Source organism: Veillonella parvula (assembly GCF_018378075.1).
GTDB lineage: Bacteria > Bacillota > Negativicutes > Veillonellales > Veillonellaceae > Veillonella > Veillonella parvula_K.
The window spans coordinates 93,300-111,493 of the sequence record NZ_JAGZYE010000006.1; the positions used below are offsets into that span (position 1 = coordinate 93,300).

Consider the following 18,194-nt stretch of genomic DNA (forward strand, 5'->3'; position numbering starts at 1 on the left):
CTATTTTTTTATTACAACAGATTTAACGCTTATCTATATTTTAATCTAACATATAAACTTCACTCTAAAAAAGGCCGAATCATACGATTCGACCTCATTTATATTTATAAAGTAAAGTAATATCTTTACTATTATTCACTATATAACAATAATACTATTTTTTTCTTATAGCACTTAGAAAGATGTTAAGAATGTTAGTGTACCTAAAATAACGCCTGCAAGGTTTGGTACGATTAAAATATAATCACGTTTAGGTGATTTTGTCCAACCATATAATACCCAGATCAAACAGGATACTGCTGCAAATAATGGTTGCCATGGTTGACTAGGTTGACCATGAAGATTAGCAATTATTTGTGGGATATAGGCTAAAAATACAAATACACCAATAAATGCACCAATAGAACCAACTAACATGTTAAATCTTTCTTTTGTCATAGATGACCTCCTTATTCAACATTACATTATTATATCTTACACAATATACTATATCATATTTTTTTCGATGTAGTCAATTGTGTAAAATTAATCATGCAAATTAGTTTAATTCATATTGCTTTTGATTACACTTATATGTAATCTATATTAAAATCATATAGACTAAAATCATAAAAAACGAGGCCGAATCTTACGATTCGACCTCGTGTGTGCTTGTATAGTAGAGTAACCTATTCCCTATTATTTACCAGGGAAGAATGGCCATACCATTGGAATGATAATTAAGCTTACTACGAAGCAAACTAAAATCAATGGAACGCCGGCTTTTACATAATCTGTAAATTTGTATTGACCAGGACCAAGTACTAGTGTATTTGGAGGTGTACCTACAGGTGTACCGAATGCACAAGATGCAGCAACGCCGATAGCCATCAATACTGCATGAGGGTCAGCGCCCATACCTTGAGCAATGGAGATACCGATAGGTGCCAATAATGCACAAGATGCAGTGTTAGACATGAATTGAGTCATGATACAAGACAATGCAAATAATACTGCTGTTGCAAAGTAAGGGCTAGGATCAGACCCCATAACACCGATTACTGCATCAGCAATCATTTTACCTGCACCAGATTGGTCAAGTGCAGTTGCCACTGGCATCATACCAGCGAATAAGAAGATTGTTACCCAGTCAATAGATGTGTAAGCTTGTTTTTCGTTCAAGCAACCAGTTAATACGCAAAGCATTGCGCCAATAACTGCAACCATGCTCAATGGTAAATTAATACCAAAATATGTTTTTAGAGGATCCCCTAAAATCATAGCAATGATTACACCTAAAAGAATAAGACCAGAGTATAATTGTTTCTTAGGATCGTTAGAAATATCTTCAGCAGCTACTTCTTGTTCAACATCACCAGCATCAGTAATTTCATGTTTAGGTAATAGATGTTTACCAACGAGCATCATGAATACGATAGTAGCAACAGTCAAAGGAATACCAATCCAAGCAAATTCAAAGAAACCAAATGGTTCAATGCCAAATTTAGATAATGTACCACTTACAATGATATTAGGTGGTGTACCAACCATTGTAATGATACCACCGATACCTGCAGCAAATGCTAAAGGCATTAATTGGCGAGATGCAGGAATCTTAGCAACAGCACAGATACCAACAACCACAGGAAGTAACGCAGCTGTTGTACCAGTATTAGATAAGAATGCGGACATGGTAGCTGTTACGAGCATAATCGCAAGCATCAAGCCATTTTCGCTAGTCCCTGCATGAGATACTACGGTTTCCCCAATTTTTTGAGCCAAACCAGTGTAGAATAATGCAGCACCAACAACGAACATGCCTGCAAACAACACAACTGTACTATCAGATAAACCAGAGAATACAACCTTAGGAGTAATAATACCCATAAGGCCTAATGTAATTGCGCCGCCTAAAGAAGTAATAGCTAGAGGAATAATTTCCGTAACGAATAAAACAGCCATGACTGCAAGGACGATTAAGGTTTGTTCTGCAGTACCCATACATCATCATCTCCCTTCAGAGAAATGCACTGATATAGTTATAATAGGTATAAAATATAACCTACGATACCAATGGCAGAGGCCATTATAAAAGTAATCCCATATCCCTCTCTTGTTTTAGGATACCCAAATAATAAAGTTTCACCAAGAAAACCTCGGCGGTTAAACCAAGAATATTTAGTTCTCTGCTGAAACCATTTAGCTTTACCTTCAGCACCGATAATCAGCGCAGTAATAAAAAAAACAATAAATGCCCAAACAAAACAAATCAGTATTTTTAATTCAATTGATAACAAGTGACCACCTCTACTATATTTAAAGCACTAGAAGGTTATTCTGTGAAATCTTGCTAATCACCTAATGACCGATCTGAAAAGCATTTATTGCAAATATTCCCTTTTATGTATGATTACATAATGACCAAGGGCTTTTTGATTCACCAATAGGTGTACCAATTTAGGTACACCTGGGTGAATAATTATTAAATTATTAGTGGTTAGACAACATAGCAAGCATTGTACCTGCAGCTACTGCTGTACCAATAACGCCAGCTACGTTAGGACCCATAGCATGCATGAGCAAGAAGTTAGCTGGGTTAGCTTTCGCACCTACTACTTGAGATACGCGAGCCGCCATTGGAACCGCGGATACACCGGCAGAACCAATAAGTGGATTTGTTTTACCACCATCTACTAAGCTCATCAATTTACCAAATAATACGCCACCAGCAGTACCACCGATAAATGCAACTAAGCCTAAGCAGATAATAAGAATTGTTTGTACGCTTAAGAAATGTTCCGCACTCATTGTTAAACCAGTACCAGTTGCCAAGAAGATTGTAACAGTATTGATTAACGCATTTTGAGAAGTATCGGACAAACGTTCAGTTACGCCAGATTCACGGAACAAGTTACCTAACATCAACATACCTAAAAGGGATGTAATGGAAGGAAGCAATAAGGAAATGAAGATCGTTGCAACAATTGGGAACACGATTTTTTCAAAACGTGTAACTTCACGCAATTGCTCCATAACAATTTCGCGTTCTTTTTGCGTAGTGAAGAGTTTCATTACAGGCGGTTGAATCAACGGTACCAAGGACATATAGGAATATGCGGCAACCGCGATAGCACCTAATAAATGAGGAGCTAGTTTAGTAGCTAAGTAAATGGATGTAGGGCCGTCAGCACCACCGATGATACCGATAGCAGCTGCTTCTTGAGCTGTGAAGCCAAGCATCATTGCGCCACCTAAAGCAACGAATACGCCGATTTGAGCGGCAGCGCCTAAAAGCAATGTTTTAGGATTAGCAATGAGTGGACCAAAGTCAGTCATTGCACCTACACCTAGGAAAATTAAAGGTGGGAAGATTTCTTGGGAGATACCTGCGCTAATAAGTGCCATAACGCCTTCTTCGAAACCATTACGAGGAATATTGGCAAGTATACAACCAAACGCAATCGGACCCAACAATAAAGGTTCAAACTCTTTAGCAAATGCCAAATACAATAGGATCAAACCTACAAGAATCATAATAGCATTGCCTGTTGTAAATGCGAGGAACCCGCTATCTGTAATAACGGATTGAATCGCAACAGCAAAAGCCTCCATATGCGTTCCCCTTTCACAAATATAAAATTGTTAGATGACGTGGCGCAGCCACGTCATACAACACTTGGTATTAGCCAAGAACAACCATGTCGTCACCAGTGGATACAGTTTGGTTAGCAGATACGCGAACTTCGGAAACTACAGCATCATGTGGAGCTGCGATTTCATTTTGCATTTTCATAGCTTCAAGGATCAACAAAGTTTCGCCTTTTTTAACTGCTTGACCAGCAGATACTGCTACAGATAAGATTTTACCAGGCATTGGAGCTTTTACAGTTTCAGCACCTGCTGGAACTGGAGCTGCTGCTGCAGCAGGAGCTGGTGCAGGAGCTGCTTTAGGAGCTGGAGCTGCTGCTGGAGCTGCTTTAGGAGCTGCTGCAGGAGCCGCTGCTTTTACTTCATTAACTTCTACATCATATGCTGTACCATTTACTGTAACGTTGAATTTTTTCATCTTAAATTCCTCCAAAATGTGTAGTTCCTACACAAAACTTATAAATATTTTTACACATATAAATTGAGTAATCCCACGGATTATCAAAATAGCCAATTATCTTATCGATTACCACGCAAACGGCCTTCCATTTTCCAATTGTAGCTTACGATTGGACGGATATGCGCGATTTGATCAGCGGAATAACCCATTGCCGCTAATGCACCAACGATTACTGCTACTACATCTTGAGATGGAGCTTTACCGTTAGTTGTTGTAGCATTGCTCATTACAAATGCCTCCTAAAAATATTTTAACCTCTACCGCTTAAGCGACCTTCCAAGCGCCATTTAGCACTGGTTGCTGTAGGTCGAATAGATGCAATTTGTTCAGATGAGTACCCCATCGCCACAATGGCACCTACGATAGCTGCTACTACTTCATCCTCATTTTGAGCAGATGCATTTGCTGGAGCTACAAAAGTAGCTGTTGGAGTAACAACAGGAGCAGTTGCTGCTGGTGCTTCTTTTTTCTTCCTAGTAGGATCGATTAAATGTACGATTTCCATAAGAATACCTAAAGCTATCAATACAGCAAATACAACTGTCATATTAATCGCCATGATTAACCAAGGATTGGTAGTAACTGCTTGTCCTTCCATAATCATTCCCCTTTCTAAAAAAGTAGTAAAGAAAGGTATCTCCCAAATTCGATGATATGTTTACCGAATCGAATTATAATGGAATATTACCATGTTTCTTTGGAGCACGGTTTTCGCGTTTACTTGCAAGCATTGCCAAAGCGTTGATAACTGCTGGACGAGTTTGTTTAGGTTCGATTACAACATCTACGAAGCCACGTTCTGCAGCTTTATAAGGAGTCGCAAACTCTTCTACATATTTAGCTGTTTTAGCATCTTTATCTTCGTCTTTCTTGAAGATAATATTAGCTGCACCAGCAGGACCCATTACAGCGATTTCGGATGTAGGCCAAGCATATACTTGGTCTGCGCCTAAATCTTGGGAACACATAGCGAGGTAGGAACCGCCATATGCTTTACGAGTGATAACAGTAATTTTTGGTACTGTAGCTTCAGAGTAAGCATACAACATCTTAGCACCATGACGAATGATACCGCCCCATTCTTGATTTGTGCCAGGCAAGAAACCAGGAACGTCAACGAAGTTAACGATTGGAATATTGAAAGCATCACAGAAACGGATGAAACGGGAAGATTTGTCAGAAGCGTTAATGTCCAAGCAACCAGCCATTACCTTTGGTTGGTTAGCGATGATACCAACGGATTGACCATCAAAACGAGCGAAACAAGTAATGATATTTGTAGCATAGAATGGTTGTACTTCATAGTATTCGCCATTATCTACAGTAGCTGCGATAACATCTTTCATGTCGTAAGGCATGTTACTGTTATCTGGCAACAAGCTATTCAAGCTTTCATCTTCACGAGTTGGATCGTCACCAGTATCTACCAATGGAGCATCTTCCATATTATTGGATGGCAAGAAGCCTAATAAGTAACGAATTTGAGCGATACAATCATCTTCATTTTCAGCTGCAAAGTGAGCAACGCCAGACACGGAGTTGTGCGCCATTGCACCACCAAGATCTTCAGCTGTTACTTCTTCACCAGTTACAGATTTGATTACTGCAGGACCAGTGATGAACATTTGAGAAGTGTTTTTAACCATGTAGATAAAGTCAGTCAATGCTGGAGAATATACAGCACCGCCTGCACATGGACCCATGATTACGGAAATTTGTGGAATAACACCAGATGCATTTGTATTTTCAAAGAAAATTTTACCGTAACCAGCAAGGGCATCTACTGCTTCTTGAATACGAGCACCGCCAGAATCGTTGATACCAACAATAGGAGCACCCATTTTCATTGCTAAACGTTGTACTTTAACGATTTTAGCAGCATGCATTTCACCAAGAGAGCCACCTTCTACAGTGAAATCTTGTGCAAATGCATATACTAAACGACCATCGATAGTACCATAACCTGTTACTACACCTTCGCCTGGTAATTCTTTCTTTTCTTGACCGAAGTTAACACAACGATGTTTAACGAATTGATCAAGTTCAACGAAGGAATTATCATCGAACAATTTAGCCAAGCGTTCGCGAGCAGTCATTTTACCTTGAGCATGTTGTTTCTCAACGCGTTTTTCACCGCCACCAGCTTTAACTTTAGCTAGTTTTTCGTGCAATAACTCGATTTTTTCCTGCACTGTTGCCATTATAGCACCTCCAAATAAAACTTGTTACAGTATCATTTTATTTCATAAATGAATAAAGTTCAAGAAGCATACATATTTAATATATAACGTAGGATTATATGTATATGTATATCTACAACTCATATATAATGATGTGAATTGGATACTGTATTATTTCATACGTTGACATAATTCAAGCAAAACACCGCCAGTTGCTTTTGGATGTAAGAAAGCAATTGAGGAGCCGCCTGCACCATAACGAGGTTTTTCGTCAATCATACGAACGCCTTTAGCCATCAAATCAGCAATAGCATTTTCAATATTATCAACGCGCAATGCAACGTGTTGGATGCCATCACGACCGCCATTTTTTTCGATAAATTTACCGATAGGGCCATCTGGAGTTGTAGTTTCTAAGAATTCAAGTTCAGCATCACCACAAGGGAAGAAGGATACTTTTACCTTTTGTTCTTCTACGATTTCGTCTTCAGGAAGATGTTCAATGCCTAATGCATTTTTATAGAATTCTTTAGTTGCTGCTAAATCATTAACACCAATACCGATGTGGTCCACTTGTAATACTTTAAAAGCCATTTTGATTATCTCCTTTTATAAGGCTAAATCTCTCATGCTATGTAGTCGCCGTCTACTTTAGCACATTTGACATAACGCCGTTAACAACTGTATATGGATCGCTCATGCGTTCATTTACAGCTGCCACTTGGCTATTAAATTCATCGCTAGTGACTATTTTTTCCGCCACATAACGACCAATTTGCTCATTAATCATTGCGATGATTTCATCACGCGTACGTTCTGCCCGGCGAGCATCCAACTCACCAGAGTCTTCAAGATACTCAAAATGTTCATCCAAGGCTTCGATGAGTTCATCTACACCTTGATCTTTGCTGGCAACAGTACGCTTAATCGGAGGTCTCCATTTGACTTCGCGAGAATCGAGATCAAGCATCATCTCGATTTCAACATTCAAACGATCGCAACCGTCCCGATCCGCTTTGTTGATAGCAAATACATCGCCAATTTCAAGAATACCCGCCTTGATAGCTTGGATATCATCACCGAGACCAGGAACTAGTACAACCAATGTAGTATCAGCATTTTTTACAATATCTACTTCAGATTGACCTACGCCTACAGTTTCAATAATTACTAAATCCATGCCAAAGGCATCCATGAGTTTTACAACGTCTGCAGTCTTTTTAGATAATCCACCAAGACTACCACGCGTGCCCATGCTTCGAATGAATACATTTTCATTTAATGTTAAATCATTCATTCGAATACGGTCCCCCAAGATAGCACCTCCAGAGAATGGGCTAGTTGGGTCGATGGCAACGATGCCGATTTTTTTACCTTGATCTAAATAATGTTTAACTACCTTATCGGTCAAAGTACTTTTACCAGCACCAGGGGCCCCTGTAATACCGAGAATACGTGCGTTCCCCGTTTTAGGGTAAATTGCCTTCATAATATCGATGGCATTATCATACTCGTTTTCTACAGCTGTTATGGACCGTGCTAAGGCTAGTCTAGAACCTTCAAAAAGGCCTTTAACTAAATCCATTCGCCTCACCACCTATCTTCGAATATGGGAATAGAGGGGAGCCAACTATTCGAGTTGCACCCCTCTTTGCCCAAGCAATTATTTTACGTTTTCTTTAATAAAGTTAACGATATCGCTAGTTGGTGTGCCAGGTGTGAATACTGCCGCTACGCCAGCTTTTTTCAAGCCAGGGATATCAGCGTCAGGAATAACGCCACCACCGATTACAAGAACATCCCCCATGCCTTTTTCTTTCAAAAGTTCAACAATTTTAGGGAACAATGTATTGTGAGCACCGGAAAGAAGAGATAATGCAACTACATTAACGTCTTCAGAAAGCGCTGCTTCAACGATTTGTTCTGGTGTTTGACGAAGACCAGTGTAGATTACTTCGAAACCAGCATCGCGAAGTGCGCGTGCTACTACTTTTGCACCACGGTCATGACCATCAAGACCTGGTTTTGCTACAATTACTCTAATACGTTTTTCTGCCATGATATATTACCTCCGAAATCAGCTGATATTATAATGTGGAATGAGCTTCGTATTCACCGAATACTTCGCGCAATACATTACAAATTTCACCCAAAGTAGCATATGTTTTAACTGCTGCAAGAATTAATGGCATCAAGTTAACAGATTCGTCAGCTGCACCAGCTTTCAAATCAGCTAAGGCTTTATCAACTGCGGCTTGATCGCGGTTAGCACGAACTGCTTGAGTTTTCTTAGATTGGTTAACACCTACGGAAGCGTCTACGCGAAGCAAGTCTTTTGGAGCTTCTTCTTCAACTTGGAATTTGTTTACGCCAACGATTGTGCGCAAGCCAGATTCAACTTCCATTTGCCATTTGTAAGCGGATTCTTGAATTTCTTTTTGGATGTAGCCTTTTTCGATTGCTACTACAGCGCCGCCCATTTCATCAATTTTCTTGATGTATGCCATAGCTTCGTCATAGATAGCGTTAGTCATAGCTTCAACATAGTAGGAGCCGCCCAATGGGTCAACTACGTCAGCCAAACCAGATTCGTAAGCCACGATTTGTTGAGTACGAAGGGCTACTTGTACAGATGCTTCTGTAGGAAGAGCCAAAGCTTCGTCACGGGAGTTTGTATGTAAGGATTGAGTACCGCCCATTACAGCAGCTGCAGTTTGAAGAGCAACACGAACGATGTTGTTATCAACTTGTTGTGCAGTCAACATGGAACCAGCTGTTTGAGTATGTACACGAAGCATCATGGATTTTGGTTTTTTAGCACCAAAACGTTCTTTCATGATTGTTGCCCACAAGCGACGAGATGCGCGGAATTTAGCAACTTCTTCAAGTACGTTATTATGAGCATTCCAGAAGAAGGAAAGACGACCAGCGAATGTATCAACATCAAGACCAGCTTTCAAAGCTGCTTCTACGTATGCGATACCATTAGCAATTGTAAATGCGATTTCTTGCACTGCCGTGGAACCTGCTTCACGGATGTGGTAACCGGAGATGGAAATAGTATTCCATTTAGGAACGTATTGAGAACAATATTCGAAGATATTAGTGATCAAACGCATGGATGGTTTTGGAGGGAAAATGTAAGTACCACGAGCTGCATATTCTTTCAAAATATCATTTTGAATTGTACCTTTCAATTCAGTGGAAGGTACGCCTTGTTTTTCAGCTACTGCAATATACATTGCCAACAAAACAGACGCCGGAGCGTTAATTGTCATGGATGTGGATACTTTACCAAGGTCGATGCCCTCGAACAAGATTTCCATATCTGCCAAGGAGTCAATAGCAACGCCTACTTTACCAACTTCGCCTTCAGCCATAACATCATCAGAGTCATAACCGATTTGTGTAGGCAAGTCAAATGCACAGGAAAGACCTGTTGCACCAGATTCGATTAGGTAGCGGTAACGTTTGTTAGATTCTTCAGCTGTAGCGAAGCCTGCATACATACGCATTGTCCAGAAACGGCCACGGTACATAGTAGGTTGTACGCCACGAGTATAAGGGAATTCGCCAGGCATTCCCAAATCGCGTTCATAATCAAAGCCTTCAATATCAACTGGTGTATACACACGGTTGTATTTTAAGTTTTGACGTTCTGGAGTTTTTGCGCATTTTTCGTCACAAAGTTTGTTGTACTCAGCAATTTGGGCTTTTAAGTTTTCGTAAGCCATGTTTTCATCATCCTCCTAAAAAAACAGGTTATTTTTTCATGCTTCCAGTTTCTGTGAAGCGTTTATGCCAAGAAAGAGCTTCATCAAGCAACATTGGTGTATGGGCATCCTTTGTTGCAGCTAATGCTTTTTCTAGGTATTCAGTTAACATAGGTTTGTAGTCTGGGTGAGCACATTTTTCAATAATCAAACGAGCTCTTTCCACTGGGCTCAAACCACGACAGTCAGCAACACCTTGTTCTGTACAGAAAATCATAGTGTCATGTTCTGGATGATCCACATGGGATACATATGGAACGATAGAACTGATGTCGCCATTTTTAGCAACGGAGTTGGTACAGAAGATAGTGAGATATGCACTACGTGCAAAGTCACCAGAACCACCAACACCATTCATCATTTTGCTACCCATAATATGAGTAGAGTTTACATTGCCAAAAATATCAAATTCGATAGCAGTATTCATGGCAATGACACCAATACGACGAGCAATACCAGGGTTATTGGAAATTTCTTGCGGACGAAGAATAATTTTTTTACGATATTCATCAATATTCGCATAGAAACGTTTCAATCCATCTGGAGAAGGACTCAATGCAGTACCGGAACATACAGTTACTTTACCAGCATCGATCAAGTCAAACATACCGTCTTGAATTACTTCTGTATAAATAGATAAATCTGTGAAAGGCCCTTGAGCCAAGCCACTGATTACCGCATTTGCTACAGAACCTACGCCGGATTGCAACGGAAGCAAGTTTTTAGGCAAACGACCTTCTGCAATTTCTTGTTCAAAGAATTTGATAAGATGTTGACTCATTGCCTTTGCATCATCATCAATAGCAGCTAAAGGTCTTGTTGTATCAGGTACATCACTTGGAACCACAGCAATAATTTTGCTAGGATCACAAGGTATTGCTTCTGTACCGATGCGATCGCCGGCCTGTTCCAACGGAATTGGTTTACGATGTGGCGGATCCAACGGTTCATAGATATCATGCATACCAACTAAGGATAATGGTTGAGATACATTTACCTCTACGATAACCTTTTTAGCTTGACTAACAAATGTTGGAGAATTGCCAACAGAGGTAGTCGGTACTAAAGAACCATCTTCGTTGATTTGACATACTTCAATAATTGCTACATCTAAATCTCCGAAAAATCCATAACGAATATTTTGTGCCATTGTGCTTAAATGCATATCGATGTATTTAACATCTCCACCATTTAAAGCCTTTCTCATATCTTTATTGGTTTGATATGGAAAACGGCGATTAATACCATTAGCACGAGTTAACGCACCATCAGCTTCATCACCTACAGAAGCACCTGTCCACAAATCGATTTTGAATGGTTCTTTTTCCATTCTTTCTGCCAATGCCAATGGCACAACTTTTGCATAACCCGATGGTGTAAAGCCGGAAATACCAACTTTATCATTAGGGTTAATCAACTGAGCTGCATCATAAGCAGTGACAATTTTACCTTGCAGGTCCACATTTTTTACGCGGTCTTTGATGTCTATCACCATAACCATCTCCTTTAAGAGTAACATTGTTAAACGACAATTGAATCTCTTTGGTCTAATACGTTCCTTAAACCGACTTCATCGTAGTCCACATCCAATGTATTGTCAACTTATATGACTAAAATGTATTTTTTATCACACTTCGACTGTGCATTATGACTAAAACGCATAGGTTTTTACATTTTCACATAAGTTTTATTCACACCGATATAACTCACAGGAATTATCATTTTAATAGTATATATTGTTGTTTTTTATGCATATCGAACTATCTCAATACAACATATAGAGCCTTATCAATATAAAAAAAATAATATATACAAAACTGACTGCTACACCTCCTATAAAAATATAGATATACAAAAAACCGGTTTTCAAATGCAAGCAATAATGTTCAATTATCCTAACATTAGAAAACCGGTTAAATATACTTAAGCTTACCCTGCTAAGGTATATATAAATTATACCATACTATGAAATTATATCTCTACCATAAAACTTACTGATTATACAAAATGTACCTTTTACATATGTTTCTTTGTGGAAAGTTGTACTTTCACAAAGGCCCCAACCCAACCAAGGAGTTGCCAAAAAACAATAGTAACTTGATGGCTATAGAGCTCAAAATCAGACAATCCACTAAAAAGGACTCCGATAGCTAAAGCACCTATACCTATCTGTGCAGCTTGTCGGAACATATCCCCTTTCAAACGAACAGATGTAATAACATGACCGACGATAACTGCTAGGAATGATAGCAAGCCAGGAATACCTGTTTCAGCCAATATATTTAAATATAAATTATGGGCATGATACATCAACACATTAGGACCTTGAATGTAATAGTTATACTCTGGATAAACTAAGTAGAATGTATTCCACCCTATACCAAAGATTGGATTTTCTCGTACGATATACATTGTGCTGTCCCATAGAGCCCAGCGAAGATCTGATGACGTATCATGACCTTGGAATATAGACCAAAGTCGCGAAGCAACTTCCCCTTCATAGAAGTATAGAATTAGCGGTACCACTAACAAAGATAAGAATAGTCTTCGTTCTACGAAAATAGCCCAATACAGAATCATGGCCGCAAAACTAATCCAAATACCACGCGAATAGGTTAATAACATCGTTAAAAATAATACAATACCAATAATCAGCATTGTAACAACTTCACGAGTACGATTCTCTTTCATATAAACAAGAATATAGCTAATACATACACTTAATACCATCAATAGATAAGCCCCTAACAAGTTAGGATTTTGCAATGTAGACGCCATTCGACGCATCAATTTAGGAAATTGTGCTGCATCAACCCATTCTTTTATATGTATATTAGGAACAAATATATACTGATAGGCCCCGATTATGCATACAAGAAGGGCTGTACCTAAAAAGGCACGAAGAAAATAGTTCCACTGTTTAGGTGTTCGAATATAGGTACGAACTAAATAGTACATGCCCCCACCCGCCACAATTTGGTAGAACCAACTCTGAATAGACCAATCCCAGTTTGGTGACATTAACGACGATATACCTGTCCAGATAACAAAGATCATAACAGTCCAAGATAGATAACCGGTCGGCAGACTCAATGATTTACTAGAAATTAAATCATATAATGCTAGACCTATGGCCAACCAGAGAAGTACATCTCCCACCATTGGCTGAAGTGGCATCGCAATGACAACACCATAGATTAATCGTTCAATATAAAAAGTAATTCGTTTCTGATTAGGAATGAGTGAGAGCTCCATAATCTCACCTCAATGACTCATCTCATGGAAAAACCACTGACGAGCATCCCCTAGAATATATAAAGAACCACATACAGCAATGATATCACCATTCTTTGTATGTTTGTATGCTAAGGCTAACGCAGCCTCAACAGATTCTGCAGTTTGAGCCGTCACCTTAGGCACAGTACGGCGAATCACTTCAACCAAGCTCTCAGGTACCTCTGTTCTATCTGTTGGTGCAGGTACAACGAGGACTGTGTCGCCAGATTTAACCACTTCACGAATAATAGCCTCTTGGTCTTTATCTTTAAGGATAGCCATTACCACCGTTTTCGGTGTGTCCTTAAATAGTTCATTGTACGTCATGGCAAAAGACTCAGCCCCTGCCGCATTGTGAGCACCGTCAAATATAAAGGTACGATCTAAGCCTCGTTTAACTTCAAAGCGCCCCGCCCACGTAGTGCGGGCAAATCCTTCACGCATTGTTTCTTCACTGATGTTCGTATCCTCTTTCATCAACAGGCGTACGGCCATCAATGCACAAGCGAGGTTTACAGATTGATGAATGCCAGCCATCGTCGTAAACAACATAGCAGGTGCAGCATTGTTAGAACTAACCGTAATCATTTGACCACCCATTACAGCGCTGCGGCTATCAATACCAAAATCTTTATTAAAAACATAAAGCTTGGCATGTCGTTTTTTAGCTACGTCCTCAATGATATTAAGAGGTGTATCTTGTGCAGCTGTCACTACAGGCACCTTAGGTTTAATAATCCCCGCTTTATGGCGTGCAATTTCCTCGACAGTATCACCACAATATGCTTGATGATCTATTGTTACATTAGTAATAACAGATACTTTTGGAGTCACGATATTAGTAGAATCTAGTAAGCCCCCTAAACCAACTTCTACTACGGCATAGTCTACACCTTGCTCCTTAAAGAATAAAAATGCGGCAGCTGTTAATATTTCAAATTGTGTTGGCGCTTCTATTCCATTGTTAATAATAGTATCTACGGCAACCTTTACGCGACTAATTAATGTCCCAAAGGCTTCCTCTGTTATATTTCCATCATTAATTTGAATACGCTCCGTATAGGATTGAAGGTGAGGCGATGTAAATCGCCCCACCCGTAATCCACTTGTAAACAGTGCGTAGGAAATATATGAGGTAACCGAGCCCTTACCATTTGTACCTGTAACATGAACAATTTTATAATCTTCTTGTGGATTCCCTAACACATCCATAAGAGCCGTAATTCGTTCAAGGCCAGGTTTAATACCAAATGAAGATGCCTGCTCCAAATAGGCTAAGGCCTCCTGATATGTCATATAAACCTCCTATTATAAGGTTTCAAGGAACGCTTCACGTTCCAATAACGCTTGTTGTTTTTGTTTATATTCTTCTAACTTTTCTTTTTCTTTTGCTACTACAGCTTCAGGAGCTTTTGCTAAGAAGCCTTGGTTAGACAATTTACCTTCCAAACGAGAAATTTCTTTTTCCATTTGGATTTTTTCCTTTGCAATACGCTCTCTTTCTTTTTCACCGTCAATCAAGTCTTTAAGTAAGAGATATACTTCCATACCATTGACAACGGTTACAGTCGCATTTTCTGGTTTTGGATCATCGGTACCAAGAATTGTTACTTTCTCAGCCCAAGCCAATGTTACGAAGTAGTCACTATGTTCTGCTACAGTTTTAGCTAATGCTTCATCTGTTGGCGCTACGATAACCTCAGCTTTTTTACCTAAAGGCACATTCATTTCAGCACGCATGTTACGAATACCTTTGATAGCATCCATCATAACTTCCATTTGACGTGCTGCCCCTTCAAGATTATCGAATTTCAATGCTTCAGGCCATTTAGTAACAACGATGCTGTCCCCTTCGTGTGGCAAATGTTGCCAAATATGTTCAGTTACGAACGGCATGAATGGATGTAATAATTCGAGCATATGACGTAAGATTGTTACAAGTAAATATTGAACTGTACGACGATCACGTTCGTCGCTTTCACTATACAAACGAGGTTTCGCTAATTCAATGTACCAATCGCAGTACGTATTCCAAATGAAATCATATACGGAACTTGCCGCTTCACCAAGTTCGAATTTATCGAGATTAGATGTTACGCTTTGTACTGTTTCATTGTATTTTTGAACAATCCATTGGTCTGCTAATGTCAAATCATCTGCTGTTGGAACGAAACTTTCATCATAATTAGTAAGGTTCATCAATACAAATTTTGATGCATTCCAAATCTTATTGGCAAAGTTACGGTTAGCCTCAACACGTTCCATATAGAAACGCATATCGTTACCAGGTGTGTTGCCAGTTACAAGAGTAAAGCGCAATGCATCAGCACCATATTGGTCGATAACTTCAAGCGGATTAATACCATTGCCCAAAGATTTACTCATTTTACGGCCCTGGCTATCGCGAACAAGACCATGAATAAATACATGTTTAAATGGAATTTCATGTTCAAACTCAAGAGCCATAAAGATCATACGAGCAACCCAGAAGAAGATAATATCGTAACCAGTTACAAGCACACTTGTTGGATACCATTGTTTAAGTTCTGGAGTTTGCTTAGGCCAACCCATTGTGGCAAACGGCCATAAACCAGAGCTAAACCATGTATCAAGAACATCTGGATCTTGTGTAACATGACCGTGGCAATGAGGACATTCTGTAATATCTTCACGGCTAACGATAGTTTCACCACAGTCATCACAATACCATGCAGGAATGCGATGGCCCCACCACAATTGACGAGAAATCGTCCAATCGCGGATATTTTCAAGCCAGTTCACATATGTTTTTGTAAAACGTTCAGGAACGAACTCTACTTCGTGGTCTTTAACAACCTTAAGAGCGGGCTCTGCCAATGGTTTCATATCTACGAACCATTGTTTAGATACCATTGGTTCGATGATTGTATTACAACGGGAGCAATGACCTACTGCATGGTCATGATCATCAATTTTTTCAAGTAGGCCTAATTCTTTAAGTTCTGCTACTACTTGTTTACGCGCTTCTTCACGAGGTAAGCCATTAAATTTGCCAGCACCTTCATTCATTGTTGCATCATTGTTCATAACAACGATGGATTCCAAATTATGACGTTGGCCCATTTCAAAGTCATTAGGGTCATGAGCAGGTGTAATTTTTACACAGCCTGTACCGAAGCTAGCATCTACATAGTCATCGGCAATTACAGGAATTTCTCGATTAACAAATGGCAAGATCAATGTTTTACCAATGAGATCTTTATAACGATCATCATCAGGATTTACTGCTACTGCTACGTCACCAAACATTGTTTCTGGACGAGTTGTAGCAACAACAACAAAACGATTATCTTCACCTTTTACAGGATATTTAATATGCCATAAATGGCCATGTTCATCTTCATGCTCAACTTCAACATCAGATAACGCAGTGGCACAACGAGGACACCAGTTGATGATGCGTTCACCGCGATAGATCAAACCTTTTTCATAAAGACTTACAAATACTTCGCGCACTGCATGGTAATACCCTTCATCCAAAGTAAATCGCTCACGGTTCCAATCACAGGATGCGCCAAGGCTACGGATTTGTTTTACAATAGTATCACCATATTCTTTTTTCCATTCCCACACGCGCTCTACGAATTTTTCACGGCCCAAATCATAGCGAGATTTTCCTTCTTCTTTAGCAAGCATCTCTTCTACTTTGATTTGTGTAGCAATACCAGCGTGGTCTGTACCTGGCATCCACAATACATTGTAGCCTTGCATGCGTTTGAAACGGATGAGGATGTCTTGTAATGTGTTATCAAGGGCATGCCCCATATGCAACATACCAGTTACATTAGGAGGTGGTAATACGATACTAAATGGCTCTTTATTCGTGTCTACTTCTTCGTGAAAGTATCCTTGATTTTCCCAATAAGAATACCATTTGCCTTCTATTTCACCAGGATTATATGTGGTTAAATTTTCGTAGGTTTTCATCGTTCCTCCTAAAAGACTCCTTAGCGCTTCATAATTTTAGCCAATACAAATAGGCTTGTTTCATATAGCAATATCATAGGTAATGCAATCATCGTTTGCGAGAACATATCCGGTGTAGGTGAAATGACAGCACCTATGATAAAGGATATAAGAATAAATATCTTTCGCTTCGTTTTTAAAAAGCGTGATGTAATTAAGTTGAAATATCCCAAAATAATTAAGATCAACGGCAACTCAAAGATAAATCCAAAGGGCAGTACAAAGGATAATACAAAGTCCATATACTGACCAATAGAAAACATCGGCTGTAATTCATCTGTAGCAAAGCCCATAAAGAACCTCACTGCTGCAGGCAATACGAGAAAATAAGAAAATACAATACCTATCCCGAATAGACCAATTGCTACTGGTAAGATCCAGTTAGATAGCTGCTTTTCTCGCACAGTTAGTGCAGGCTTAACAAATAGCCAAATCTGATGCAATATAATGGGAGCGGCTATGACTAAGCCACCTACAACAGACACCTTCATATATGTAAAAAATGCTTCAGTAGGTCTCATATAATAGAGCTTGCCAGCCGGTTTTAGGAGTATTTCCAATAATAAGTCTACATAATAATAAGAAATACAAGTTCCCACAATAACTGCTACAGCTATTATAATCAATCGTTTTCGCAGCTCTGAAAGATGTCCTACAAGAGACAATTCCCTTGCTTCATCCATCATCTTCTGCTCTATAGCCGTATAAACTGGTTCATCTTCCACATCCTCAGGAATGTGTTGAGTTGCCACCTTATATCGTTCTTGCTCAGACTTTTGTTCTGCTTCACGCCGTTTTTGACGAACTACACTGTCAAAAGAAGGTTTTTGCATGGGATATTCGAAATCCGATTTTGGTTCGAATGGTTCCATA

General features: G+C 39.4%; 17 protein-coding genes. All 17 read right to left on the bottom strand.

Going from position 1 to position 18,194, the window contains the following annotated elements; translation table 11 throughout:
- Positions 1-174 precede the first annotated feature (174 nt).
- The gene (locus tag KH286_RS06865; RefSeq protein WP_004696474.1) at positions 175-438 is read right to left on the bottom strand and encodes a SemiSWEET family transporter; all 264 of its coding nucleotides are present in this window, start codon (positions 436-438) and stop codon (positions 175-177) included.
- A 240-nt stretch (positions 439-678) separates the two neighbouring features.
- Positions 679-1,980 (bottom strand): SLC13 family permease, encoded by a 1,302-nt coding sequence (locus KH286_RS06870; protein ID WP_021148363.1) that lies wholly within the window; start codon positions 1,978-1,980, stop codon positions 679-681.
- A 38-nt stretch (positions 1,981-2,018) separates the two neighbouring features.
- Entirely contained in the window at positions 2,019-2,276 is a 258-nt protein-coding gene (locus KH286_RS06875) for a hypothetical protein (protein WP_004696478.1), read from the bottom strand.
- 193 nt (positions 2,277-2,469) lie between these two features.
- On the bottom strand, positions 2,470-3,591 hold the full coding sequence (gene mmdB, locus KH286_RS06880; protein WP_008601435.1) for a methylmalonyl-CoA decarboxylase subunit beta: 1,122 nt from the start codon (positions 3,589-3,591) through the stop codon (positions 2,470-2,472).
- Positions 3,592-3,661: 70 nt separating this feature from the next.
- Positions 3,662-4,045, bottom strand: coding sequence for a methylmalonyl-CoA decarboxylase subunit gamma (mmdC, locus tag KH286_RS06885; protein WP_008601436.1), 384 nt, complete (start codon positions 4,043-4,045; stop codon positions 3,662-3,664).
- Positions 4,046-4,146: 101 nt separating this feature from the next.
- On the bottom strand, positions 4,147-4,314 hold the full coding sequence (gene mmdE / locus KH286_RS06890) for a methylmalonyl-CoA decarboxylase subunit epsilon (RefSeq protein WP_004696483.1): 168 nt from the start codon (positions 4,312-4,314) through the stop codon (positions 4,147-4,149).
- Positions 4,315-4,337: 23 nt separating this feature from the next.
- Positions 4,338-4,685, bottom strand: a complete 348-nt coding sequence (gene mmdD, locus KH286_RS06895) for a methylmalonyl-CoA decarboxylase subunit delta (RefSeq protein ID WP_024061998.1) — start codon at positions 4,683-4,685, stop codon at positions 4,338-4,340.
- A gap of 73 nt (positions 4,686-4,758) precedes the next feature.
- The gene (gene mmdA / locus KH286_RS06900; RefSeq protein ID WP_004696486.1) at positions 4,759-6,288 is read right to left on the bottom strand and encodes a methylmalonyl-CoA decarboxylase subunit alpha; all 1,530 of its coding nucleotides are present in this window, start codon (positions 6,286-6,288) and stop codon (positions 4,759-4,761) included.
- A gap of 150 nt (positions 6,289-6,438) precedes the next feature.
- Positions 6,439-6,861, bottom strand: a complete 423-nt coding sequence (mce, locus tag KH286_RS06905; RefSeq protein ID WP_004696488.1) for a methylmalonyl-CoA epimerase — start codon at positions 6,859-6,861, stop codon at positions 6,439-6,441.
- 52 nt (positions 6,862-6,913) lie between these two features.
- Positions 6,914-7,852, bottom strand: coding sequence for a methylmalonyl Co-A mutase-associated GTPase MeaB (gene meaB, locus KH286_RS06910; RefSeq protein WP_024061999.1), 939 nt, complete (start codon positions 7,850-7,852; stop codon positions 6,914-6,916).
- A gap of 78 nt (positions 7,853-7,930) precedes the next feature.
- The gene (locus KH286_RS06915; protein WP_004696492.1) at positions 7,931-8,326 is read right to left on the bottom strand and encodes a cobalamin B12-binding domain-containing protein; all 396 of its coding nucleotides are present in this window, start codon (positions 8,324-8,326) and stop codon (positions 7,931-7,933) included.
- A gap of 28 nt (positions 8,327-8,354) precedes the next feature.
- On the bottom strand, positions 8,355-10,001 hold the full coding sequence (locus KH286_RS06920) for an acyl-CoA mutase large subunit family protein (RefSeq protein ID WP_024062000.1): 1,647 nt from the start codon (positions 9,999-10,001) through the stop codon (positions 8,355-8,357).
- Positions 10,002-10,029: 28 nt separating this feature from the next.
- Positions 10,030-11,535 carry an acetyl-CoA hydrolase/transferase family protein gene (locus tag KH286_RS06925; RefSeq protein ID WP_101928845.1) on the bottom strand — a complete coding sequence of 502 codons (1,506 nt, stop codon included), beginning with the start codon at positions 11,533-11,535 and terminating at the stop codon, positions 10,030-10,032.
- Positions 11,536-12,056: 521 nt separating this feature from the next.
- A complete protein-coding gene (locus tag KH286_RS06930) occupies positions 12,057-13,295 on the bottom strand; it encodes an O-antigen ligase family protein (protein ID WP_101928844.1) in 1,239 nt (412 codons plus the stop codon).
- Between the two features lie 9 nt (positions 13,296-13,304).
- Complete coding sequence (locus tag KH286_RS06935) at positions 13,305-14,612, bottom strand: bifunctional folylpolyglutamate synthase/dihydrofolate synthase (protein ID WP_101928843.1); 1,308 nt, start codon at positions 14,610-14,612, stop codon at positions 13,305-13,307.
- Positions 14,613-14,624: 12 nt separating this feature from the next.
- Positions 14,625-17,282 (bottom strand): valine--tRNA ligase, encoded by a 2,658-nt coding sequence (locus tag KH286_RS06940; RefSeq protein ID WP_101928842.1) that lies wholly within the window; start codon positions 17,280-17,282, stop codon positions 14,625-14,627.
- 20 nt (positions 17,283-17,302) lie between these two features.
- A complete protein-coding gene (gene tatC, locus KH286_RS06945) occupies positions 17,303-18,193 on the bottom strand; it encodes a twin-arginine translocase subunit TatC (protein WP_101928841.1) in 891 nt (296 codons plus the stop codon).
- Position 18,194: the final 1 nt, after the last annotated feature.